The organism is Anatilimnocola floriformis (assembly GCF_024256385.1).
Classification (GTDB): domain Bacteria; phylum Planctomycetota; class Planctomycetia; order Pirellulales; family Pirellulaceae; genus Anatilimnocola; species Anatilimnocola floriformis.
Genome location: NZ_JAMLFW010000002.1, coordinates 604,152 through 628,447 on the forward strand (window position 1 = coordinate 604,152; position 24,296 = coordinate 628,447).

Annotated in this window: 21 protein-coding genes; 14 read left to right on the plus strand and 7 right to left on the minus strand. The window is 59.4% G+C overall.

Annotated elements, in window-relative coordinates; all coding sequences use genetic code 11:
- Positions 1–146 precede the first annotated feature (146 nt).
- The 5 genes from M9Q49_RS27125 to M9Q49_RS27145 all read left to right on the plus strand — a co-directional run bounded on the left by M9Q49_RS27125 (position 147) and on the right by M9Q49_RS27145 (position 3,339).
- Positions 147–398 carry a hypothetical protein gene (locus M9Q49_RS27125; protein ID WP_254512445.1) on the plus strand — a complete coding sequence of 84 codons (252 nt, stop codon included), beginning with the start codon at positions 147–149 and terminating at the stop codon, positions 396–398.
- A 258-nt stretch (positions 399–656) separates the two neighbouring features.
- A complete protein-coding gene (locus tag M9Q49_RS27130) occupies positions 657–1,241 on the plus strand; it encodes a hypothetical protein (RefSeq protein WP_254512446.1) in 585 nt (194 codons plus the stop codon).
- A gap of 86 nt (positions 1,242–1,327) precedes the next feature.
- Entirely contained in the window at positions 1,328–1,651 is a 324-nt protein-coding gene (locus M9Q49_RS27135; RefSeq protein WP_254512447.1) for a hypothetical protein, read from the plus strand.
- A gap of 140 nt (positions 1,652–1,791) precedes the next feature.
- On the plus strand, positions 1,792–2,160 hold the full coding sequence (locus M9Q49_RS27140; RefSeq protein ID WP_254512448.1) for a hypothetical protein: 369 nt from the start codon (positions 1,792–1,794) through the stop codon (positions 2,158–2,160).
- Positions 2,161–2,190: 30 nt separating this feature from the next.
- Positions 2,191–3,339, plus strand: a complete 1,149-nt coding sequence (locus M9Q49_RS27145) for an armadillo/beta-catenin-like repeat-containing protein (RefSeq protein WP_254512449.1) — start codon at positions 2,191–2,193, stop codon at positions 3,337–3,339.
- A gap of 68 nt (positions 3,340–3,407) precedes the next feature.
- Here the strand turns inward: M9Q49_RS27145 and M9Q49_RS27150 are convergent, their stop codons facing one another.
- Positions 3,408–4,277 (minus strand): creatininase family protein, encoded by an 870-nt coding sequence (locus tag M9Q49_RS27150; RefSeq protein WP_254512450.1) that lies wholly within the window; start codon positions 4,275–4,277, stop codon positions 3,408–3,410.
- Between the two features lie 390 nt (positions 4,278–4,667).
- Here M9Q49_RS27150 and M9Q49_RS27155 point away from each other — a divergent pair, with 390 nt between their 5' ends.
- Positions 4,668–4,871, plus strand: coding sequence for a hypothetical protein (locus M9Q49_RS27155; RefSeq protein ID WP_254512451.1), 204 nt, complete (start codon positions 4,668–4,670; stop codon positions 4,869–4,871).
- Between the two features lie 37 nt (positions 4,872–4,908).
- On the opposite strand, the gene trpS is transcribed toward M9Q49_RS27155, so the two are convergent.
- The 4 genes from trpS to M9Q49_RS27175 form a co-directional block, all read right to left on the minus strand.
- Positions 4,909–5,874, minus strand: coding sequence for a tryptophan--tRNA ligase (gene trpS / locus M9Q49_RS27160; RefSeq protein ID WP_254512452.1), 966 nt, complete (start codon positions 5,872–5,874; stop codon positions 4,909–4,911).
- Positions 5,875–5,963: 89 nt separating this feature from the next.
- The gene (locus M9Q49_RS27165; RefSeq protein ID WP_254512453.1) at positions 5,964–6,881 is read right to left on the minus strand and encodes a dihydroorotate dehydrogenase; all 918 of its coding nucleotides are present in this window, start codon (positions 6,879–6,881) and stop codon (positions 5,964–5,966) included.
- 166 nt (positions 6,882–7,047) lie between these two features.
- Complete coding sequence (locus tag M9Q49_RS27170; RefSeq protein ID WP_254512454.1) at positions 7,048–7,266, minus strand: hypothetical protein; 219 nt, start codon at positions 7,264–7,266, stop codon at positions 7,048–7,050.
- A gap of 84 nt (positions 7,267–7,350) precedes the next feature.
- Positions 7,351–7,734 (minus strand): HU family DNA-binding protein, encoded by a 384-nt coding sequence (locus M9Q49_RS27175; RefSeq protein WP_254512455.1) that lies wholly within the window; start codon positions 7,732–7,734, stop codon positions 7,351–7,353.
- Positions 7,735–8,269: 535 nt separating this feature from the next.
- Between M9Q49_RS27175 and M9Q49_RS27180 the strand changes: the two genes are divergently transcribed.
- The 5 genes from M9Q49_RS27180 (at position 8,270) to M9Q49_RS27200 (ending at position 17,439) form a co-directional block, all read left to right on the plus strand.
- Positions 8,270–8,851, plus strand: coding sequence for a TlpA family protein disulfide reductase (locus M9Q49_RS27180; RefSeq protein ID WP_254512456.1), 582 nt, complete (start codon positions 8,270–8,272; stop codon positions 8,849–8,851).
- A gap of 442 nt (positions 8,852–9,293) precedes the next feature.
- Positions 9,294–10,658, plus strand: a complete 1,365-nt coding sequence (locus M9Q49_RS27185; protein ID WP_254512457.1) for a porin — start codon at positions 9,294–9,296, stop codon at positions 10,656–10,658.
- 516 nt (positions 10,659–11,174) lie between these two features.
- Entirely contained in the window at positions 11,175–12,686 is a 1,512-nt protein-coding gene (locus tag M9Q49_RS27190; protein WP_254512458.1) for an ammonium transporter, read from the plus strand.
- Between the two features lie 399 nt (positions 12,687–13,085).
- On the plus strand, positions 13,086–13,433 hold the full coding sequence (locus M9Q49_RS27195; protein WP_254512459.1) for a P-II family nitrogen regulator: 348 nt from the start codon (positions 13,086–13,088) through the stop codon (positions 13,431–13,433).
- 601 nt (positions 13,434–14,034) lie between these two features.
- Positions 14,035–17,439, plus strand: a complete 3,405-nt coding sequence (locus M9Q49_RS27200; protein ID WP_254512460.1) for an aminotransferase class I/II-fold pyridoxal phosphate-dependent enzyme — start codon at positions 14,035–14,037, stop codon at positions 17,437–17,439.
- Positions 17,440–17,623: 184 nt separating this feature from the next.
- Here M9Q49_RS27200 and mnmG read toward each other — a convergent pair whose 3' ends face one another.
- Together mnmG and M9Q49_RS27210 are read right to left on the minus strand one after the other, a co-directional pair.
- Positions 17,624–19,477, minus strand: a complete 1,854-nt coding sequence (gene mnmG, locus M9Q49_RS27205) for a tRNA uridine-5-carboxymethylaminomethyl(34) synthesis enzyme MnmG (RefSeq protein ID WP_254512461.1) — start codon at positions 19,475–19,477, stop codon at positions 17,624–17,626.
- A gap of 154 nt (positions 19,478–19,631) precedes the next feature.
- A complete protein-coding gene (locus M9Q49_RS27210) occupies positions 19,632–20,543 on the minus strand; it encodes a metallophosphoesterase family protein (RefSeq protein ID WP_254512462.1) in 912 nt (303 codons plus the stop codon).
- Positions 20,544–20,749: 206 nt separating this feature from the next.
- Here M9Q49_RS27210 and ispF point away from each other — a divergent pair, with 206 nt between their 5' ends.
- The 3 genes from ispF (at position 20,750) to ruvC (ending at position 24,195) form a co-directional block, all read left to right on the plus strand.
- Complete coding sequence (gene ispF, locus M9Q49_RS27215; RefSeq protein ID WP_254512463.1) at positions 20,750–21,226, plus strand: 2-C-methyl-D-erythritol 2,4-cyclodiphosphate synthase; 477 nt, start codon at positions 20,750–20,752, stop codon at positions 21,224–21,226.
- Between the two features lie 375 nt (positions 21,227–21,601).
- A complete protein-coding gene (cysS, locus tag M9Q49_RS27220) occupies positions 21,602–23,167 on the plus strand; it encodes a cysteine--tRNA ligase (protein WP_254512464.1) in 1,566 nt (521 codons plus the stop codon).
- A 500-nt stretch (positions 23,168–23,667) separates the two neighbouring features.
- Positions 23,668–24,195, plus strand: coding sequence for a crossover junction endodeoxyribonuclease RuvC (gene ruvC, locus M9Q49_RS27225; protein WP_254512465.1), 528 nt, complete (start codon positions 23,668–23,670; stop codon positions 24,193–24,195).
- Positions 24,196–24,296: the final 101 nt, after the last annotated feature.

Below are 24,296 nucleotides of genomic sequence, written 5' to 3' on the forward strand. Positions count from 1 at the left end.
CCCGAGGGCGCACGGATTGCGCAAGATGGGCTCGCATGCCAGCATGACATGACGTCATGACCGTAGTGTCAACTACGAGCAAGCACAGCCGTCGCGGTGGCCACCAACTCCCCCTGAACGGATTCACGACAAGGAAGGACTTTCGCATGGCACGGAACCGCCTGCGCATCTATTACGGGCCCGAAGAAGCGGAAACGATCTCGATCGCGACCGAAACACTTCCCGCCGCCCGGCATTCCGTCACGGTCCCCCTCGAGGAAGTGCTGCCACTCCTCGTCGACGCCGTCCGGACCAATCGCACGTGGCTGAATGATTTCTCCGACGAAGAAATCACGCTCAGCAGCGATCTGTATGAAGTGCTGATGGCTTATCAACATTTCCGCCGCCCCTCGGCATAACTGGTGCTCGATCGCCGGCTGTTCTCACGCAGCTGAGCGTCAGCGACGTTCACTCCTTCGCCCCGAACCTTCGGGGAGAGGGCCGGGGTGATGGCCCGATGGGGCACCCGTATCACCACCGTTCTGGAAGCTTCTCTTCCAACCTCGAGCGATCATTTTCTCTGATCGGAATCTTAGGATCATCTCCTCCTCACGCCGATAAAGGGCGTGTAACGCGCCACGCTGTAGCGTGCTGACGAAACTCATCGGGAGGCTCACATGATCGACACGGATGTAAATGAATCGTTGACCCTCGCCGATGTGGTCGATGCCTGGCGGTATGAGTCGCGTGTCTCCGCGCTCGTCACTTGGCCCGAAGTGCGCGAAGCTGTTGCGCTGGCCGAGCGACAAGCTACGAAGCCGGTGAGCGCCGAAAAGATTCTCTCCATCGCCGATAAGTTGCTGCCGCAAGTCGTCTCGATGGAAGGTGTCGCCCAACTCGCGCAGCTGATTTGGACGCGGGCCGGTGTGAAAACCGATCGCCGCCGCGAAGGCTTTGTCGCCGCGCCGATTGGCGAAACCATCTTGCGAACGATTTGTTCGCTGGCCCGCCGCAGCCAGGTCGTTCAAGGTGTATCGCAAGCGAGCGACGGCTGTGTGCTCGAAGCGACTCAGCCTTCCGACATGTGGTCGCTCGCCGGCACGCTGGTCATCACCATTCGCCAGCACACGGCAAACATCTCCGAAGTGACCGCTGTCGCCACCGTCACTGGCCAGATGTTCGACTGGGGGAAAAACGGCCGCTGCCTGCAAGCGCTCTTCGACGATCTGACCGCCGTGAGTCCGCAATCGCGCGCGGCGTAGTCCGCTGCCGAGGGCCCTGTGTTAAAATCGCGGAGAGCCGATTCGCGAGGGATCGGCACATCTCTAAGTTTAGCGCAGAATCGCCCATGCCCACCCGCCGCGAACGCATCGAATCGATGCTGGCCAACGAACCCGAAGATCAGTTCCTGCGCTACGGCCTGGCGATTGAGTTTGAAAACGAAGGGCTGTTCGAAGAATCGGCCAAGGTCTTCAAATCGCTGATGAACGACCCCCGCCCGCACGTGCCATCGTTCCTCCGCGGCGCGCAGCTCTTTGTGCGGATGGATGAAATCGAAGAAGCCCGCACCGCCCTCCGCACCGGCATCGAAATCGCTCGCTCCCGCGGCGAAATGCACCCCGCCGGAGAAATGGCCGAGCTGCTGATGACGTTGGGCTCGATGGGGGAGTGAATTCCTAAGCAAGATCTTTAGCTTGCGGCTGGCGTCTTGTGCAGGGCGGGACAGCGCGGGGTACCGTTTGTTCCAGCCTACATGCTACATGCACTAAGATGAGGCTTCATCAAAAGCCGCGTACCTCGCGAGGTCTCTCTATGTATCTGCGCATCCTCTTGGTCGTCCTTTGCCTCGGCTGCTATTCGCCGGCCTTCGCGGGCCGCTCCACCGTACTGCTCGAAGACGTGCGAACCGCCAACGCGACCGTCGTTGCCGCCACGCTGCACGCGCCGCAAGAAGTCGAGTTGCCGAACGAACAAGATCCAAAGCAACCGGAGCGGGGCTTCAAGTTCAAGCTGAAGATCACCGACGTCGTGCGCCGCGGCAAACTAGCCGATGACGTACGCGAAATCGACGTCCCTTTTTCCTCGCGCAGCTACGGTGGCAACTGGGAGTTTGAAGCTTCACCGAAGGACGGCATGGAGGTACTGGCCTACTTCGCGCCCGACAAGGAGGGCAAGCTGTAGCTGTTTCAAAATGCGGGAGGGATCACGCGTTTGCCTTCGCGCGCATCCGTCGAAGCGATCCAGCTGGTCGACAAGATCTGGGAGATCAAAGACCCCAAGGCTCGCCTGCAAGCCACGCTCCTCGGCACGGAAAGTGAGAACGCAGTCTTCCGCAGCATTTGCCTGTCAGCCATCGCCTGGCCAGACTGGAATCCGGTCGGCATCGATTTGAAGGGAGTCCTCACCCCTGCCGAAGCGCGGCTGCGGATGTGGGAATATTACCTGCATCCAACAGCCAACTGGCAAGCCGTTAGCGAGGCAAACAATCTTTTTTGGAATTCCTATCGAGGCATCGGCTGGGATACTCACGAGCCGCGCTACGCGGTGTTGGTACGACTCACGCGACAAGCCGCCCGCGATCAAGAGCCGATTCAATACAACGCCTTCGATGCGATGGCGATCGCCTTCTGCAAATATCCCAACCACGCCCGAGAATCGCACGACCATCTGCTTGAGATCTTGGCCGGACCACCCGCGCTCTATAAAGCCGGAATCGCCTCCCGCTTTTCTCTCCTCTATCAACCCTTTGCCACGAGCGCCGAAACGCAAGAGACCAATCGCCTGATCGTGGGAAGCCTGACCAAACTTCTCACCGACAAAGACGAAAGCACTGCACAGGGAGCCGCCTGGGCCCTCGGCAACATCGCGCGGAGTTGTGCACAACTGGGACCCATTCCCACAGACATCGAGCGGTTGCTCGCGAACAAAGACGACTTGAACTTGATCACGTACGTTTCGGATTCACTGCGTATGGCCCGCCGTGACTGCGAAAAAGTCCCGCCGCGCGAACTGCCCAAAAACGCAAAAGCGCTCGCCTATCCCTGGTCGGAATTCATTGATCAGCAAGTGGTGCTGGTCGCACATTCCGACTTCAAAGACAGCAAGCTAGGTCCCAGCGTCACGGTGGGCGGCAGCACTCGACTGTGGGTGCCCGATCTACCTGAGTCGCTCAGGAATGGCAGAGACTTGCGACTGACAGGCAAGCTGGTGCGGAAGTTCGATTTGCCCCGCTTCGTCTACCAGCGCGGCGGCGCTTGGGGCGATGGCTTGCCCGTGATGCAGGAAGCCGATCTCGAAAAATCTCGCGAACGATTCCTGCTGCTGGATGCCAAGATCGAAGAAATCCAGGCGGCGCGATGATCGTCGCGGCCCTATTGTCGCCGATCACTCAACGCTCTCGGTGAATCGAGGTAAGAAAACGACGACAATTAAACAGGCCGTTGGCCCCAGGGGATTGGCATCGTCGGGGGCGTGCGATGGCGGTCGCGGCGGACGTCCTTCGGGCGGTCTTTGAACCAGCTGACGAAGCGGACGAGTTGTTTGACGGCTTCTTCGTAGGCCTGACGGCCTTTCTCGGGAGTGGCGAGTTCGGCTTCGCCGAGGACGCCGGTTTCGCTGTAGCTGCTGGTCCAGGAAACGACCGTGGCGGGGCCGGCGCCGAAGAGATCGACCCAAGTGAACGGGCTGTTGTCGGTATTGAAGCTGATCTCGCCGTTCTTGATCAGGTCGCGGCGCACGTTGTCGCCATCGAGGTACATGTAGAGAGACGTTTCGAGCTCGCAGGCATGGGCACAGCCGCCGGGGAATTTGCTCTGTCGCCAGCGGGGCAGAAATTCCTTGTCGACGGTCAGCAGGTTCCACCAAGCCGTGCAAACGCATTCGGCGTCGGTTTCGAGATTGGTGCGGCGGGCGACCAAGTCGAGGTTCGGCATGTTCGAACCATGGCCGTTCAGCAGGATGATCTTTTTGAAGCCGTGATAGGCAAGGCTCTTCGTGATATCGAGCACGTGATGCATGAAGTGCTCGAAGTCGTTATTGATGGTCCCCGGAAAATCCATCACATGGCCGGTGTAGCCATAGGCCACAATTGGCAGCACCTTCAGCTTGCTGGGGATCTCGAGGCCGGCTCCTTTTGCAATCCCGCCGGGGCAAACCAAGTCGACATCGAGCGGCAAGTGCGGGCCGTGTTGCTCGACCGCGCCGCAAGGGAGGATGCAAACCTGCCCTTCGTCGACGGCATCGTTGATCTCTGGCCAAGTGAGCTTTTCGTAACGATATTCGGTGAGGGCACGGGACATTGGGGGCTCGGGGGAGAGAGACGGGGGACGAGAGGCGAGAGGGATGCGGGATGCGGGATGCGAGGAAAAAGACTGCTGGGAGTGTATCAGTGCTGCTATCGCCAGCAAACAAATTCGGAATTGGATTGCTGCTGTACTTCTCTCGCATCTCGCATCCCGCCTCCCGCACCTCACCTCCCTCTCTGGATTGCGGTAACCCGAAATCGGCCCTCGCGAACCTTAGGGGGTTTTGCAGCGTCGGAATAATATCGCGAGGGTTGGTACGAATAACCGGTAGAGTTCGGTCTCGTTATTCGGCCTGACTCCGTTTTTGCCGCAGGGAGGTTTGCTCGAGAACAGCGAGCAAAGCGGCCCCGTTTGTTTCGCAAATTGAGGCAAAGGTTTCCGCCCATGAAAACTGGCCCAGAGCCGGAACTGCACTTGGTGTTGTGCCACAATTCGGCCCGCGGCCGAATTGCCGTGGATCTGAACGCGTTCGTCGAATTCGACCTCGCGCTCACCCGCTCGCTCCGCGAGCTCGTCGCCAAATCGCCCTACACCCGCCCCATCCAGCCCGCCCTCGGCCGCATCTCGAGCAAGCCGAAGCCGAAGTAGTCTGCCCAGCTTAAGCTATCGTAGCGGCCAGCTGCCGCTACGAAATTCCGCAAGCCTTCTTGGCCCGATCGAGAACCTCTCGGGCCTTCTTCCGAGCACGAGCCGCGCCCTCGCGGAGAATCTCCGCAACCTGAGCCGGATTGGCCGCCAGCGCTTCGCGCTTGGCGCGAGCCTCGGCAAAGAACTTCTCGGCGGCATCGGCGAGGGCTTTTTTCACCGTGCCATAGCCGAAGTTGCCGCGGAGATAGAGGGCGGCCATCTCTTGCCGCTCGGCTTCCGTCGCAAAGAGCGAAAAGAGCTGGTAGAGGTGGTCGTTTTCGTAGTCCGGCTTGGGATCTTCCATCGGCCGGCTGTCGGTGGTGATCCGCATGATCTTTTTGCGAGCGGGGCCGACCGGTTCGAAGAGCTCGATCGTATTGCTGTAGCTCTTCGACATCTTTTCGCCGTCGAGGCCGGGGACCTTGGCCGACGACTCGAGGACTTTGTACTTCGGCAGAACGAAGGTTTCGCCGAAGAGATGATTGAAGCTTCCGGCGATATCACGAGCCACTTCGATGTGCTGGATCTGATCGGCGCCGACCGGCACGACTTCGGAGTCGTAGATCAAAATGTCGGCCGACATCAGCACGGGATACGTAAACAGGCCGGCATCGGCAGCGATGCCGCGGGCGGCCTTGTCTTTGTAGGAATGGCAGCGCTCGAGCAAGCCCATCGGCGTGATCGACATGAGGAGCCAGGTGAGCTCGGTCACTTCCGGCACGTCCGACTGCACGAAGAGCGCGGCTTTCGCTGGATCGAGACCGAGCGCCAGAAGATCGAGCGCAGCATCGAGCGTGTTTTGCTGCAGGACCTTCGGATCGCGGACCGTCGTGAGCGCGTGGAGGTTGGCGATGAAGTAATAGGCTTCGTTGCCGTGCTGGAGGTCGATGTACTGGCGGATGGCGCCGAAGTAATTACCCCAGTGAAAGCGACCAGTCGGTTGGATTCCGGAGAGAACGCGCATGGGAATTTACTGTAGCTGAATTCGCCAGAATTCAGACGCGGTTTGAAGTGGCCGAGATCGGAATTCTGGCGAATCCCGCTACGGTTTTGTTACTTGGTTTGCAAAGTGCCGACGATTTCGCGAACGCTACTGGCTCCGAGTTCCGCCAGGGCGGCAGGGAGCGCGGCGGCCAGTTTTTGCGAAACGGTCGGATCGTAATAGTTCGCCGTGCCGATTTGGACCGCAGTCGCGCCGGTAACAAGGAACTCCATCACGTCATCGATGGTCGCGATGCCGCCGATGCCGATGATCGGCGTCTTCACGGCACTGGCGACTTGGTAGACGCAGCGGAGGGCGATCGGTTTGATCGCCGGGCCGCTGAGACCACCGACGATGTTGCCGAGCATCGGCCGGCGTTTCTTCCAATTGACAGCCATCCCCAGCACCGTGTTCACGAGGCACAGGGCATCGGCGCCGCCGTCGCTGGCTGCTTTGGCAATGTCGACGATCCGCGTCACGTTCGGAGTGAGCTTGGCGAGGATCGGCAGCGAGCAGCGTTCGCGCACGGCAGAGACCAGCTTGTAACAGGTCTCGCCATTGGCGGCGAAGTCGGTGCCGTGGGCGACGTTCGGGCAGCTGATGTTGAGCTCAACGGCGGCGACGTTGGGTTGCTGAGCAAGGCGCTCGGCCATCTCGACGAACTCATCCTGCGAAGCGCCGGCGATGCTCACCACCACGGCGGTCGGCAGCGTTTGCAGGTACGGCCAGTGATTGGCAAGGAACGCATCGAAGCCATCATTATCGAGGCCGATGGAATTGAGCAGGCCGGCGGCGGTTTCGACGGTGCGCCAGGGTTTGTTTCCCTCGCGAGCAGCCATCGTGATGGTCTTGGGCAGAATGCCGCCGAGCTGATTGAAGTCGACGAGCGATGCCATTTCGCGGGCGTAGCCGAACGTGCCCGAGGCAGTCAGGATGGGGTTGCGGAGCGAAAGTCGCCCCAGCGAAACGGTCAAATCAGGTAAAGACACGGCGGCGCTAACAAATCAAGAAACGACGTCACCCCGCGAACAAAACGCGGGGACTACTTTTTGCTGCGAGTACGCAGATAGTTGCTGCGAAGCCGCAGACTGCGAGTCTATAGCTACCCGCCGCTCCGTGAAAGGGACCGGCGGTCTGCCGCTGACAGCAGAGGGCTTAGATCACGCCGCCGTGAACGCGGTGGGGCGTGAGGTGGCTCGGCTGATCGGTAAACCAGATCCGCTCCCATTCCTCAGTGATCTGTCGGAAGTTTTCCGACGTGAAGATCAACTGGCGGGTACGGACGGCCGGGTCACCCGAATAGATCGGCAGAAAGCAGCCGACGTTGCCGGCCAGGCTCACTGTGATGATCGCTCCCAGAATCCATTTCCGCATGACAACTCCTCCGTGAGTGTGACCGCAATCCCTTGCGTGATTTGATTTTGCGTAACAAGTCGGGATTAGCGACCGCGCTCGTTCTTAGGATCCACCACCTGGGTCAGGACCAGCCGCACCCGGATTGGGCGGGGCCGGCGAGTCAGAAGTTGGCGTACCGTTGCTCCCTTCGCGGGCGGCTTCGCGTTCTTCCAGCAGCCTGACCTTTTCTTCCATCTCCTTACCGGGCTTGAAGGTTACGACGAACTTGGTGGGAACGTCGACCCGCGTACCGGTGCGAGGATTACGTGCTTTGCGAGCGGCCCGCTTCTTGACCTCAAAGACCCCGAAGTTGCGGAGTTCAATCCGCCGTTCCTCGACCAGAGCTTCAACGATCGCGTCGAACGTCTTTTGGACGATCTCTTTCGTCTTCAGCTGAGTCAGGCCAATCTCTTCGGAAATCGTCTTCACGATCTCTTTTTTGGTCACGACAGGCACTCCTCCCACGTGGGGCAGCGAAACATCTTGCGGCAACCTGATGTTGCTTGAGAACGTTCCAAGTGTAGGTGGCGTAAGTACTAGAGTCAAGCGTCCGGAATCTCGCAGCAGCCGTAACCTCTATTATAAGGTGTCGCTAAAACCGCTTGTTCCGTCCGTTTGGCCCTCGTTTTTACTGGTACGCTAGCCCGACACACACTTCCCACACGAAAGGCGCACGCAGCGCGTTTTCCTGTGCCACCAGTTATCGGAATCCAGGGGCGGCAAACTCCAATGCAATCGGAAAAAATCTCGCAAGCAGAATAGGCTCTGCAGGCGGAAAAGTCGTAAGTGGTTGCAGATACGGGTTTAACGGGAGGGCGAGGCTCCCGCCGAGCCGTTGAGGTGACAAGCAATGGCAGATGGCGATCGCCTTCGACCGGCGCGGCTCGGCGAGAGCCTCGCCCACCCGAGCACATCCGTCCTACGAAAGACTTGTCTTCCGCCGCTGATGCGTCATGATTACCACTCCTCCAAGGAGCCCGCCGTGCGCAATTCCCTCTACTTTGTCACTCCGTGCCTGTTAGTCGTCGTTCTTCTCTTTACCGGCTGCGAAGCAGAGGTGGTGAAGGTGCCGCCGCGCGTGCGGAATGCTTCGCTGCCAGGAGCGCCAGCTAGCACCAGTTCGGCGGCCGCAACCTTTGAGCCAGCGACGATCGCGGTGAAAGTCGGCGACGAAACGGAACTGGCAGCCATGATTGCCGCGCACAAGGGAAAGGTGGTCTTCGTCGATTACTGGGCGACCTGGTGCGAGCCGTGCGTCGAGTTCTTTCCGCACACGGTCGAGACCCATGACAAATATCAGGGCCAGGGGCTGACGACGATCGCCGTGTCGTTCGATGCCGCGAGCGAAGAAGAGAAGGTCCGCCGCTTTCTCGCCAAGGAGCGGGTCGGCTTCGAGAATTTGATCTGCTCTTATGATCCCGGCACCGAAGCGTTTGAAAAGTTCGGCATCGACCTGGTTCCTCACTTCCGCCTCTACGACAAGCAGGGAAAACTGCGGGCGAAGTGGGATGCGGCGCCCAAAGATCTCGATGCCAAGGTGAAAGAGCTGCTGGCAGAGAAGTAGGCGGCACTGCGAAGTAGTGCAAAAGCCGGTGAACCCCGCCGCAGGGACGGTGGTGAGAGGTCAATGGCGATGCTAGCAGAATCGTCACACGCGCTCGAGTCGGTGGTTCTCGCGCGTTCCTGACTGGTTTGTAAGAGACCGCTGCTCGACTGATGTGAGACTGTAACGATCGTGCCGCCGGCATGCGCGGAACATGCGGCAAGGTTTCGCAGATTGCCGTTCAATTCGCGGTTTCTACCACGTTTATCGCGTGAATGTCTTGCACGTTACGGCGCGACGGTACCGATATCAACAGTGCTGGGATTAGGCGACGGTTTGCCCTTCCAATTCCTTGCCAAGGATTCTCAGCACCCGCCTGTTGGCCCTACCTGTTTGGCGTGATGGACTGCGCCGTTCATCGCGCTCTTTGCAACCGTTTCCTCATGGACTGGGGAGTCTCAAAATGAAATTGTCGAAGCTGGCTTTCGCGATGGCGATTGCTTGGGGCATTTACACTGGTAATGCCTCTGCCCAAACGTATGGGCAACAACCCGTTCGTCAAGTGTCGAACGATTACTTCTATCAACCCGAACAGTCGCCCAGCGACAAGCCGCCGCCGGCCCCCATGGTGGAAACACCCATGGCTCCGGCTGCTGCCGCTGTTGCTGAAGCGCCTGCCGAAGAAGAAGCCACCTGCGATCCTTGGCACTTGTTCTGCCAAAAGGAATGCGGTTGGAACCTGTATGGGTTCGTCAACGGTGGTATCACCGGCAACCCCGACAGCCCGCCGAGCCGCTACAACGGCCCAGTGACGTTCAACGATCGCAACGAAGCGATGTTGAATCAGTTCTACGCGATCGGCGAAAAGAAAATCGATCGCGAGAGCTGCTGCTGGAACTGGGGTGGCCGCATCGACGTGCTGTACGGCACGGACTACATCTTCACGCAATCGAACGGTTGGGAAACCGACCTCGCCGGTGCGCCGAAGTGGAACGGCAGCCCGTTCTATGGTCTGGCCATTCCGCAGTTGTATGCTGAAGTGGGCAACGTCAATAACTCGATCAAGATCGGCCACTTCTACACGCCGATCGGATACGAAGTGGTGCCTGCGAACGGCAACTTCTTCTACTCGCACGCTTACACGATGCAGTACGGCGAACCCTTCACCCACTGGGGTGCTTTGGGCGCCTACAAGTGGAGCGACGAGATCACGCTGAACTACGGTCTCGTGAACGGTTGGGATGCTTTCAACCGCGTTCGTGACGATGCGTCGGTGATCGCCGGCTTCGTCTGGACTGGCGAGCAAGACACGCTGGCCTTCAACATCATCTATGGCAACGAACCTGTTGCTGACGATGTGACGGTTTACACCAAGCGGTACATGCACAGCTTGGTTTATACCTACAACATCAACACTTGCTGGCAGTACATCTTCCAGCACGACTATGCCTCGCAACTCAACGCCAACCGGGGTCAAGCCCTGTCGGCCGAGTGGTACGGCATCAACCAGTACTTGTTCTACAAGATCAACGATTGCTGGAAGGCCGGTATCCGTGGCGAATGGTTCCGCGATGACGATGGCGTCCGCGTGACCGGTCTTCGTCCCGATGCGGGCAACCCGATCCTGGGCCAAGGCTTCGCTGGCAACTTCTACGATGTTGCTGTGGGCCTGAACTGGACCCCGTCGGCAAACCTGACGGTTCGTGGCGAAATTCGCTACGACAAGTTCGATGGCGTGTCGCCGACGACCCCGGGTCTCGAACCCTACGGCGATGGCACTCGCTCGGATCAAACGTTGTTCGCTCTCGACTTCATCTACCTGTGGTAGTCGAAACGTTCGCTGCGGAAACGCAGGCTGAAGGCGGCCCGATTTAAAAATTGGGGGGCCGGCAGCTGAGCAGCCAACATCAGCTGCCGGATACCTGGAAAACAACCGCCCGCCGTGGAACCCTTGGGTTCTGCGGCGAGCGGCGTTTCTTGGCAGCCTCAAGGGTCGAGAGTATTTTCCGGCCGCGGACATCGTTTTGGTTCACTGCGGTCGACCGGGAAATTCTCCCGAGCCTCTGAAGCAAACCGCCGACAGATTCTGCCCAAGCGTCGGGCCGCGCTTGCCCAGGCTTTAGGCATCGCGAACTGGCAATTCCTAACCAGCCGCTGCTAATGCACTTCGCAGCAAATCGCTAACTGCTGCTGCGGCAATAGCTTAACGATCCCGTCAGCAATTGCCCGAAATGACTGCAGGGTGCTGGCACGGCCCTTGCTTTATGCCGTCCGGTCTTGTGGGCGGACAAGGGCGAAATCATATCGCCGGCGTTGTCGCTCGCATTCACACCAGGCGAGCGCGATGAACTTCAGTCACTCTTTTTGGCCCGGCATGCTGCCAGCCCTAGCCCTGTGCGGAGCTTTGCTCTGCTGCACGGTTGCGGTTGGACAAGTCGCTGCCCCAGAGACAGTGAAACCAGAGGTCCTGAAGATTGAATCGCCGACGGCTGCCGAAGGCCGAGTGAGTCTGACGGAAGTTACCTACGCCGTCGACAACATCACGCTCTTCTTCTGTGCGGTCCTGGTGATCTTCATGCAGGCCGGTTTTGCCCTGGTCGAGACCGGGCTCAACGCCAGCAAGAACGCCACGAACATCATGTTCAAGAACTACATGGACTTTGTAGTGGGTGCGTTGCTGTTCTTCCTTGTCGGTTACGGCATTATGTATCCCGGGCCGGACGCGACGACGCACATCATTCCCAATGTCTTCGGCTTTGCTCAGGTCGGCATTGGTCCTCAAGATCCCAACCAGGCGCCCACGGCCGAAACGCCGCATCCGCTCGACTCCAACATCGACTTCCTGTTTCAGGTGGCCTTCGCTGCGACAGCTGCGACCATCGTGTCGGGCTCGGTCGCTGGCCGCATTCAGTTTCCCGCTTACCTGATCTACACCGCCGCCATCTCGGGTTTCATCTATCCGGTCTGCGGTATGTGGCATTGGGGCAAGGGCTGGCTGAATGATCTCGGCTTCATTGATTTCGCTGGTTCGCTCGTCGTACACACGGTAGGTGGTTTTGCAGGCCTCGCGGGTGCGATTGCCTTGGGACCGCGCTTAGGCCGGTATGTCGATGGCAAGCCGGTCGCCATGCCGGGACACAATCTGCCTTACGTCGCCCTCGGCGTGTTCATCCTGATGATTGGCTGGTACGGATTTAATCCTGGCAGCCAGGTGGCCTTCACCGGCACCTCGAACACTCAGATGCTGGCCTTGATCGCCGTGAACACAACTCTCGCTGGCTGTGCGGGTGCACTGATCGCGATGCTGGTCGGCTGGTCGCTGTTCGGCAAATCCGATCTCACGTTTGCTTTGAATGGTGGCTTGGCCGGCTTGGTCGGCATAACGGCGAGCTGCAACATCGTAACTCATTTCGAATCGCTGGCCATCGGCGGCGTCGCTGGTGTAGTGGTGATTGCGGGTGTGTTGCTTCTCGACAAACTGCAAATCGATGATCCGGTCGGCGCCTTTCCGGTGCACGGCCTGTGTGGTGTGTGGGCCGGCATTGCCACGGGACTGTTTGGCGAAGGCGCCAACCTGACCACGCAATTGGCTGGCACAGCAGTCTTCGCCATTTGGGCGCTGACAACTTCGCTCGCACTCTTCTCAATCTTGAAAGCCGTCGGTCTTCTCCGTGTCGACGCGGACGAAGAACTGGCCGGTCTCGATATGTGTGAACACGGCATGTACGCCTACCCGGCGAATGTCGTGGCCCTCGATTCGGTGAACAGCAGTTTTGGCAGCAGCCAGGCTCGCTTGCCGCGCTACGGCGCGGTGACGGTCCGGCCGAGAACGGAGCCGATCACGGAATCAAGTTAGTACCCTACCCGGTTGTCCGAGGGCTGCCACGTCTCCGCGCAGGCAGGCCCTCGGACAACGGTCGGGTCTAAATCAAACGATCAAGTTGAATGCACTTCGGCCTTGCCTGGGCCAGAAGGATACCCCGCATGGCTCGGGTAAGCGTCCGCCTCGCTTGCCCGAGCCGGGGTGTTTTTTCTGGCCCACTTTTCGTGAACAGCCCGAAGTGCGCAGCGAATCAAGAGCGGAGTTCTGCAGCACTCTTGCTGCCCGGGCAACGCCAAACTAGATTCCATTGTCGCCTTTCGCTCCGCGAAAGAACACGTCTTTGCCGGCAACCACTTGAAGGTATGTCAAAGGCGCTGTGTTACCATCCATTGAAGACGCGCCCTTTCGCGGAGCGAAAGGCGACAATGAATCATGAAACTCATCATCGCCATCATTCAGCCGAGCAAGCTCGAAGAAGTCAAAGCCGCCCTCACCGAGGTCGAAGTCTTTCGCCTCACCGTGCTCGACTGCCAAGGCTTCGGTCGCCAGAAGGGACAGACCGAACTCTACCGCGGCCATGAATACAAAGTGAACTTGCTCCGCAAAGTGCAACTGCAAATCGCCGTCAACGACGACTTCGTGCAGCCCACGATCGATGCCATCATCAAGGGTGGCCGCACCGGCGAAAAAGGAGAAATCGGCGACGGTAAGATCTTCGTCGTGCCCATGGACGACTGCGTCCGCATCCGCACCGGCGAACGGGGCAAAGAAGCGATCTAGTCGTCGATCACTCCGTGCTCGATGGGTTAAGGCAAACCAACCGCGCGCCGCCGAAAGAGCCCCGCGACTTTCGGCTGTTTGGCGAGTCGAGGTAGCAGCGGAAAATTTACGTTTGAAGCAAGAGCGAACCTAACCTCAATCCGCCAAAGCCGGAACTTCGCGGAGCTATTTTCTCGGCCTGCGGCAATTCAACCTCAACCCATCGTTTTCGGAGATAACGATGACAGCGGCCCCTCACACTGGGTGCTTTGGGTAAAAAGGGACAGGTTTCACGCAACTTTGACGTGTTGTGAGCAGAGCGCAACCGAGATCAAATCTTAGTCGGCGTGAAGTTGCTCTCTCTCTTCTTAACTTCTCTGTAGAATTCGAGTTAAGACTTTTCTAAAATTCGGTTTTCTCCTGCCCCAATCGGGCTAGTGGCCTCGATTGCGTGATCTCGATTGGCTGAATCCTGCCCGTTTAGACGATGTAAAGCAGATGACTGCCCTGCGGGAGCATCCCAGGCAGGCGTTGATTTGTTAAGGTGCAGTTGCCCGCTGGCGAATTTTCGGCGGAGTTCATCGGTCAGCTGCTGCGTTCTCGGGGAAATTCGGAGGTTGCTGTGGATCTGGAACGTTCTTTCAAGCCTTTCAATCCCCCCACGACGTCCCTGATCGACTCGTTGCAGTATTGGACCGAGAAGCAACCCGACGACACGGCATACACCTTCACCGATGGTGAGACGTCGGAGACGCGGATCACGTTCGGGCAGTTCAATCAGCGGGTCCGCTCGCTGGCCCGCCGCCTGGTCGAAGAGAAACTGAGCGGCGAACGGGTGCTGCTCCTTTATCCGCCAGGCCTCGAGTATGTCGTGGCTTACTTCGCCTGCCTCGCTGCCGGCGCAGTCGCGGTGCCGGCTTATCCGCCGCGGAAGAATCGCAACATGCTCCGCATCGCAGCGATTGCTGCCGATGCCCAGGCCAAGGCCGCGCTCATCACCAGCGACATCGCCGATCGCAGCGGCGACATGCTCGACGAAGCGCCGCTCCTCAAACAGTTGCTATGGCTCGCGACGGATGAGATCCCCAGCGACTCGCATGGCGGCTGGCAGTTCAAAACGATCAATCCCAAAACCCTGGCGATGCTGCAATACACCAGCGGCTCGACCGGCACGCCGAAGGGGGTGATGCTCTCGCACTCGAACCTGATGGCCAACGTGCAGATCATTACTTATGGCTTTGAGCCGACGCGCCAAGGGAGCGGCCTGTCGTGGTTGCCCACCTATCACGACATGGGTCTGGTCGGCGGTGTGCTCAACTCGATGTTCTTCGGCCGGCCCAGCGTCCTCATGTCGCCGATGACATTTTTGCAGAAGCCGATTCGCTGGCTGCGCGGGATCAGCAAGTATCGCGTCTCGATCAGCGGCGGCCCGAACTTCGCTTACGACCTGTGCACGAGCAAGATTACCGACGAACAACTCGCGGGTATTGACCTCAGCTGCTGGGAACTCGCCTTCAACGGCGCTGAGCCGGTGCGCGCCGATACGCTGCACAAGTTTGCCGAACGCTTTGGACCTTATGGCTTCAATCTGCGGGCGTTTTATCCTTGCTACGGCATGGCCGAAACCACGCTAATCGTCACCGGCGGTTACAAAGATCGCTTGCCGCTGCTGCGGACATTTGACGGCAAACAAATCGACCAGCGCCGTGTCGTGCCCGTCAGCGAAAAGCATCCTTCCGCGCGAGAGCTCACCGGCTGCGGCCGCGTGCTGCCCGAAGAGCGCGTTGCCATTGTCGATGCCGACATGCTCAACGAATGCCCGCCCGGCCGCATCGGCGAAATCTGGGTTCAAGGCGGCAGCGTCGCGCAAGGCTATTGGAACAAGCCCGAAGCCACGCACTCCACCTTCCACGCCTACATCGCTGGCACCAACGAAGGCCCGTTTCTCCGCACCGGCGATCTCGGCTTCTTCCACGACGGCGAACTCTTCGTCACCGGCCGGTTGAAGGACTTGATCATCGTCCGCGGCGTGAATCGTTATCCGCAGGACATCGAACAAACGGTCGAACGCGCCAGCCCACGCATCAACGCCGGCGAAGTTGCGGCCTTTGCTGTCGATCTGCATGACCGCGAACGCTTGATCGTCGTCGCCGAAGTCGAACGGACGCGCCGCAGCGATTGGAGCGATGTCGTCGCCGCCATTCGCCGCGATGTGACCGCCGAGCACGAGCTACCTCCTGATGCGGTCATCCTCGTCCGCTTCGGCTCGATTCCCAAGACCTCCAGCGGCAAGATTCAGCGCCACGCTTGCCGCGAAGACTTTTTGAACGACCAATTGCAAGTCATCGAAAAATGGCTCGGCTGGGAGAAAAAAGAAGTCGAGGCGACGGCGCCCGATCAGGAAGACGAGACTGCGGAATCGTCAGCGGCCGCTGATGACGGCAAGCAGCCCAATCCGCTCATCGTGCAAGCCGTGATCGAGCACGTCAAAGCGATCGCCAAAGAGCGGGCCAAAGTCGTTGCGCTCGATAGCAACATCGTCACGGATCTGGGGCTCGATTCGCTCGAACGCCTGCAAATCGCCAACTCGCTGGAAGAAGCCTTTGGCGGCCGCTTCCCCGAGCATGTGCTCGCCGAGATCGAAACGGTTCGCCAGGTCGCCGATGCGATCGAGACACACATCGGCACGGTTCCGGTCGCGCTCAAGCCCGCCGCGGCCGCCGTTGAAACGCAAGCCAAGAAATCGCTCGATGAAATTGGTCCCGAGTGCTACGACTTCAAGCAGATGCCCGAGTATCGCCGCCTGCGGCAGTTGATCGAAGGGCTCGAAAGTCTCGGCGCCGGCAATCCGTATTTCTGCGTGCACGAAGGCGTGACGCGCGACACTGCCAAGATCAACGGCAAAGATCTGATCAGCTTCACGACGTACAACTACCTCGGCATGTCGGGCGATCCGATCGTCGCCGCAGCCGCCAAGGACGCCATCGATCGCTACGGCACGAGCGTCTCTGCGAGCCGTTTGGTCTCGGGCGAAAAGCCCGTCCATCGCGAACTCGAAATGGAGATTGCGAAGTTCGTCGATCAAGAAGACGCGATCTGCTTCGTCAGCGGACACGCCACGAATGAAACGACGGTCGGCCATCTCTTCGGCGCTGGCGACTTGATCCTGCACGACTCGCTCGATCACAACAGCATCATTCAAGGCGCGATCATGTCGGGTGCGCGACGTCGCCCGTTCCCGCACAACGATTGGCAAGCCGCCGACGAAATTCTCTCGGAGATCCGCACGCTCTATCGCAAGGTGCTGCTGGTCATCGAAGGGACTTACAGCATGGACGGTGACTTCCCCGACCTGCCGAAGTTCATCGAGGTGAAGAAGAAGCACAAAGCCTTCCTCATGGTCGACGAAGCCCACTCCAGCGGCGTGCTCGGCGCGACGGGCCGCGGCATTACGGAACACTTCGGCTGCAACCCGCGCGACGTCGATCTCTCGATGGCCACGCTCAGCAAATCCTTCGGCAGTTGCGGCGGTTACATCGCCGGCCCGAAGGAACTGATCGAGTACATGAAGTACACGACTCCCGGCTTCGTCTTCAGCTGCGGTTTGCCACCCAGCGCCGCGGCCGGTTCGCTCGCGGCTTTGCGTTTGCTGCAAAAAGAGCCGCAACGTGTGACAAAACTTCGCGCCAACGCGGCTCTCTTTTTGGAACTCGCCAAAGAGCGCGGCATTAACACTGGTTGGTCAGGCGGCACTGCCGTCGTGCCGGTCATCACCGGCAACTCGCAGCACGCGCTCATCCTCTCGCGAGCGATGTTCGAGCGCGGCGTCAACGTGCAGCCGATCCTGCATCCCGCCGTGGAAGAAGAAAAGGCCCGCCTGCGATTCTTCATCACCTGCTTGCACTCGGAAGAGCAGATCCGCTACACGGTCAACGCTGTGGCCGAAGAACTCAGCAAACTCGATCCAAAGTACCTGCAGAAGAAGAGCAAAGCCGTCCCACCGCTCAACGCCCTGGCGAAAGCCTGAAAAGGTAGCCCGACGCGTTAGCGAGGGAGAGCTGCGAGTTAACTTGGCTATCAGCAACGTGCGGTAGCACCAAGAGAAGCTCGCGCGAGTTCGGTTGGCGAGTGACACCGCCGTTTTTGTGCTTCCGCACGTTGCCACGAAATAAGTCCGCGTGCCCAACTCCCTCGCTAACGCGTCGGGCTTCCTATGAGCGCGACTTGCCTTCGAGGTAGGTGAGAACGAGGGCGAGATCCGCTGGGGTAATGCCGCTGATGCGGCCGGCCTGCGCGAGCGTGATCGGGCGGATCTTGAGGAGCTTTTCGCGGGCTTCGGTGCGAAGGTGCCGGACCATGCCGTAGTCGAAGTGCTCGGGAATTTTCTTGTCCGAGAGGCGCTTCTGCCGATCGACTTGCTGTTCCTGGCGCGTGACGTAGCCGGCGTACTTCACGTCATATTCGATTTGAATCGACGACTCGCGCGAGATCGATGCGAGTGGCGGACATCGCTCGACGATCTCTTTCCAAGTGACCTCCGGGCGCTTGAGCATTTGTTCGAGCGACACTTCGCCAACGCGCGTCGAGTGCAAGACCTTGAGCGCATGCGCGATCTCGGCTTCCTTCTCCTCGAGTCGCTTCCAGCGCACATCATCGACGAGCCCCGCGCGGCGTCCGATGGCGGTAAGTCGCCGATCGGCGTTGTCGTGACGCAGCAGCAGGCGATATTCCGCGCGGCTCGTGAACATACGATACGGCTCATCCACGCCGCAGGTGACGAGGTCGTCTGTGAGCACGCCGAGATAGGCTTGCTCACGGCCGATCACGAGCGGTTCTTTGTTTTGCAATTTCAGCGCTGCCGATGCGCCGGCGATCAAGCCTTGGCCTGCCGCTTCTTCGTAGCCCGTCGTACCGTTGATCTGACCGGCGAAAAACAAACCGGCGACGCGCTTCGTTTCGAGCCACGGCCAAAGTTGATCGGGCGGGCAATAGTCGTATTCCACCGCATAGCCGTAGCGCATGATCTGCACGCGCTCGAGGCCGGGGATCATCCGCAACATCTGATCCTGCACGTCGCGCGGCAGGCTCGTCGAAATGCCGTTGACGTATACCTCGTGCGTGCGACGGCCTTCGGGTTCGAGGAACAGTTGATGGCCATCTTTCTCGGCGAAGCGAACCACCTTGTCTTCGATGCTCGGGCAATAGCGCGGTCCGCGACTATTGATCTGTCCGCTGTACATCGGCGCGCGATGCAAATTGGCGCGGATGAGGGCATGCACCTGCTCGTTGGTGTGCGTGATGTAGCAAGGTATCTGCTCGCGAGCCATCCGCTGCCGTTCGTCTTCACTGGTCAAAAACGAAAACGGCTCCGGATCGTCATCGCCGGGCTGCAACTCGGTGCGAGTGTAGTCGATGGTCCGACCATTCAACCGGCAAGGCGTGCCGGTCTTGAACCGCTGCACGCGAAAGCCGAGTCGCGCGAGCGCGCCGCTGATTCCCGCCGTCGTTCCTTCTCCCGCGCGGCCGCCGGGCGTTTGCACCTCGCCGGTGTGCATGATGGCTTGCAGAAACGTGCCGGTCGTCAGCACCACGGCAGCAGCCCGATATTCCACGCCGCCGCGAACACGCACGCCGACTACCTTAAAGTGAGCTTCTCCCTCGCCGCTTGTTTCTTCGTACAGCAGATCCTCGACCACTTCCTGCCGCAGCGCCAGATTCTCTTGCTCCTCGACCAGCCGCTTCACTTCAAACTGATAACCCTTCTTATCGGCCTGTGCGCGCGGGCTGTGCATCGCGGGGCCTTTGCGGCGATTGAGCAAGCGAAACTGAATGCCTGTGGCATCGATCGCGCGGCCCATCACACCGCCGAGGGCATCGATCTCGCGGACGATCTGTCCCTTGGCGACACCGCCGATGGCGGGATTGCAACTCATCTGCGCGACGGTATCGCAATTGGTTGTCAGCAGGCAAGTCGACGCCCCCATTCGCGCAGCGGCCATCGCCGCTTCGGTGCCGGCATGACCAGCGCCGATGACGAGGACGTCGTAGTGGTAATCGGAGGACATGGGGGGAGGGGCTGGGAGTTAAGGGTTGGGGGTTGGGGGCTAGGAACTGGGGGCTGGGGAAATGCAATTTTATTTGCGAACTCCCTCTCCTCGGTACTCCGGGGAGAGGGCTGGGGTGAGGGGCCGGGCAGCGAATCAAACTTCAAACTCAGAACTACCCCCGCCACTCGAGTTTCTTCTTCTTCCCATGCGTCTCATGCGCCGGACCCACGCCATGCAGCGTCAGTTCCATGCCTGTCGCGCCGAGGGCCGCTTCGACCCAGCCGCTGGGTTTCTCTTTGTTGAAGACGTAGGCGACGGGGGGCAGGTTCACCAGGTGGATCCCGTCGTGCTGTTGGATATTCCAGTTGTGCGTATGGCCGAAGAAGACGGCCTTCACGTGCTTGCGCGGCGTGAGGATTTCGAAGAACTCTTTGGTGTCGGTGATACCGGGGACCTTGTCGGTTTCCCACTGCGGATGATGGTGCACCGAGATGATCGCCGGTTTGTCCTTCTTCGCGTCGAGCGCCGCGGTCAGCCACTTCAGCTGAGCCTCGCCGAGTTTGCCCGGCGTCTTGTTGGTGAACTCGAGCGAGTCGAGCATCAGCCAGGTGGCTTGCGGCGTGTCGAGGATCGCCACTTGATGCGACTCCAGCGGCGAAGCCGCCGCGGCTCTCAGCACCTCGCGAAAATTGCCGCGGTCATCGTGATTGCCCATCATGAAATGGAGCGGCACGACGGCTTTGCCGGCGGGAATGAGCAGCTGCGCAACCTGCCGATAATCGCCGGCTTCGCCCACCAGGTGAGCGACGTCGCCATGCACGATGGCTGCCGACAACCGCGAGGCCGCCGCCGTCACTCCTTCCCAGGCCTTGGCCAGATGATCTGCCATGACCACGTTGCTGATGACTTTCGCCTTGTCGGCATTGATGTGCGTATCCGACAGCAGCGCGATGGTGGTCGGTTTGCTCGCGTCCTTACCCCAAGCCGATCCCGCCGCGATCGTCACGCCGGCCAAACCAGCCCAAGCGAAAAACTGGCGACGACTGGCGAGCGCAGTTTCAGACGGCAAGACATGCAGTGTCATCGGCGGGCTCCAGGGAGGCGAGAAAGGGACGCTCTATTCTAATAGAAGGGCGGCGATTTCGGAGTCTGGGCACCGCATCGCGTTCGCATTGTCGTTTTTCCCCCCTCCCGATATAATCGGCCGCGTAATTTGTGCAGCTTGCCTGTGTTCTATCGGCAAGCCTTGTTAGATCACATCGAAAAACTCCGGAGAAGGATTTCCGTAGCATGCGCGTGGGCTTGGGGCACGATACGCATCGACTGGGCGAGGGTGGCCCGTTGCGGCTCGGAGGAATTGCGATTCCTCACGACCGCCACCTGATTGGCCATAGCGATGCCGATGCGCTGCTGCATGCCATCACCGATGCGATTCTCGGCGCTGCCTGCCTCGGCGATATCGGCGAATTTTTTCCCGATACGGCCGCGGAAAACAAAGGCCGCGACTCTGCCGACATGCTCCGCCTGGCGCACGAGCGCGTGCAATCGGCTGGCTACCGCATCGGCAATCTCGACTGCGTGGTCTTTGCCCAGAAACCCAAAATCCTGCCGCACCGCGAAGCCATTCGCGCGCGCATCGCCGAGATCTTGTCCGTCACGATCGATCAGGTCGGCGTGAAAGCGAAGACTGGCGAAAGCGTCGGCCCGATCGGCCGCGAAGAGGCGATCAGTGCGGAGTGTGTTTGTTTGCTGGTACCAACAACCTAACCAAGGAATGAAAACATCCTGCGACCACTGGGCTCGCCCCAGTGGAGCACTCACTAGTCGGCTACCAAAACCGATCCTGATTTTTCCGGCGACCATCGGCCTTGTGCCGATGGGGCCATCACTGCTCAGCTTCCCAGCCGTTCAGTGAGCGCTCCACGGGGGCTAGCCCCGTGGTCGCGAGAACAGGGTTTTGGCGACGTAGCTGGCCAGTGATCGCCCCACCGGCACAAGGCCGGTGGTCGCGAAGTCGAAACCGTATAACTCGATTAAGCTTCAACCCTCTCCCCGGAGTACCGAGGAGAGGGAGTAATCAATTCAAATTCAAATTCAAATTCAAATTCTCAATCTGCAATCTTCGATCTGAAATCTGCAATCATGACAATCCGCGTCTACAACACTCTGACTCAGAACAAAGAAGTCTTCGAAACCGTCAAGCCGGGCCGCGTCGGCATCTATCTGTGCGGGCCGACGGTTTACAAGGAGAGTCACATCGGCCACATGGTCGGGCCGGTGATTTTTGACACGATCAAACGCTATCTCAACTACAACGGCTACATCGTGACTTGGGTGGTGAATATCACCGATGTCGACGACAAACTGATCCAGCAGCAGCATGAGCGGGGCATTCCGATGGCCCAGATCGCCGATGAGATGGTCATCGACTATCTGAACAACCTCGCGGGCCTCGGCGTCGATCAGATCGACATCATGCCGAAGGCGACCGAGCACATGCAGGGGATCATCGACTTCAATCAGTCGCTCATCAAGAAGGGCTTTGCCTACGAGAGCGACGGCGACGTGCTGTTTGATGTCGCGAAGGATCCGAACTACGGCAAGCTGAACAACCGAAGTATCGATGATCAGCAGGGCGAAGGTGGCGGCCATGCCGGTAAGAAACGCAACCCCGGCGACTTTGCCTTGTGGAAGAGCGCCAAGCCAGGCGAACCAGCGTGGGACAGCCCGTGGGGCAAGGGTCGGCCGGGCTGGCATATCGAGTGCTCGGCCATGTGCAAAGCCATTCTCGGCGAGACGTTTGACATTCACGGCGGCGGCCTCGATCTGAAGTTTCCGCATCACGAAAACGAACTGGCCCAAAGCCAATGCTGCCACGGGAAGCCGATGGTGAAGTACTGGATGCACAACGGCCTGCTGCGGAAGGCAGCGTCGGCGGGAAAGATCGGCGGCAAGGGCGAACGCGCTGCCGAAGCGGCTGACGATGGCGGCAAGGTGAGTCGTTCGAAGGGCGCCGGCGGCCTGGCCGACGACATTGCCCGCCTCGGCGGTGAACGGATTCGCTTTTTCCTCCTCAGCACGCATTACCGCAGCACAGTCATGTTCGGCGAAGAGCCGCTGGCCGAAACCGCGAAGTCGCTCGAAGGTTTCTATCGCTTCTTCGAACGCTTTCAAAAAGTCACGAAGCAGCGCTACTTCAATCTGCCGTTCGCCGCCACACGCAAGGAAGGCGACGAGATCGATACGAGCGTGCCGCTGCTGAAGACGCTCGCCGAGCAGCGGAAGAATTTCCTCGACAAGATGGACGACGATTTCAACACCGGCGGCGCGATTGCTGAGTTGTTCGACATGCTCCGCGAACTCAACAAGTTTGCCGACCAGAAGAATCTCGACCGCTTTGCCGCGACGGCGCCCGGCCCGGAAGTTTTTGCCGATGCCGATGTGCAAACATTGGTGAAGGGAACTCGCATCCTTCGCGAGCTGACCGCCATCCTCGGTGTCTTCAAGACCGTACAACCGAAGCGTGGTGGCGGCGGCGATGGCGTGGCCGAAAAGGTCATGCCGCTGCTGATCGAGCTGCGGGCCAACGCTCGCGCAAACAAAGATTTCGCCACCGGCGACCTCATTCGCAACAAGCTCGCCGAAGCAGGGATCACGCTGGAAGACAAAAAGGGCGGCCCCACTGAATGGCGCATCGGCGGTGCGTAACGCTCCCAGTAGCTGAATTCGCCAGAATTCAGATCGCGGAGTCCAATCGCGCATACGAAAATTACCACTGGACAAATTAGTGTACCAATGTACAATATCACTAGCACCGCGGTCCGCCGTGTTCCTTGGCAAGTTGGTTGTCGTAAAAGCTAGAGACGCGGTGCGCGCCGAAAGAGTTTGATTCGGCTGCGAAGGTGATCGTGGGTGGAGCGGTGTTGTGCGAGCGTTATTTCGTTGTTGTGGGCAATTCGCGGAGCATAAGGGTTACAGCCAAGTCGATCACGCCAAGTGATGGCCTGCTAGTGAGTTCCGCGAATGCCAAAATGCGCAGCAGGTAAAAACAGACTTATTGTGAAGTGTTGTGAAACAACCGAGGTAAAACAGTCGATTTTGTGCGTAAGGTTTGTGCTGTGTAGGCTTTGAGCAAATTGCAAAAAGCGCGCACAAGTGTTGTACCTTCGCTGGCGAAATGGATTTAAGGGAAGTGGACCGGAGCCAGCATGAGCAAACTCACACCGCTTCGCATCGTCGGCATTGATCCGGGCCTTAACATCACTGGCTACGCCGTGATCGAAAGCTTTGGCCAACAAGTGAAGTTGGTCGAAGCGGGTGTCGTCCGCGGCAAGACGAAGGGAAGTCTTGCGGCCCGGCTGCAGGAGATTCACGAAGGTGTGCGCGACGTCGTCGCCGAGCTCAAGCCAAACGTGATGGCCCTCGAGCAACTCTATTCGCACTACGAGCGGCCGACGACGGCCATTCTGATGGGCCATGCCCGCGGCGTGATTGTGCTGGCCGCACAGCTGGCGGGCATCGAAGTGCAAAGTTACGCGGCAACGAAGATTAAGAAGATGCTAACCGGCAACGGTAGAGCTCCGAAGAGCCAGGTGCAGCAAGCCGTGGTGCAGCCCTTTCAGCTAGCCAAGGCGCCAGAACCGCCCGATGTCGCCGATGCGCTGGCGATCGCCCTCTGCCATCACTTCCACCGCCGCGAAACATCGCTACCGAGTGCGCTGCTGAAGCGGAAGTAGTTCGCCATTGTCGTCGTTCACTCTGTGAACGATGGGCTGAGGTAAACCAACCGCGCGCCGCCGAAAGAGCTCCGCGACTTTCGGCACTTCGGCGAGTAGAG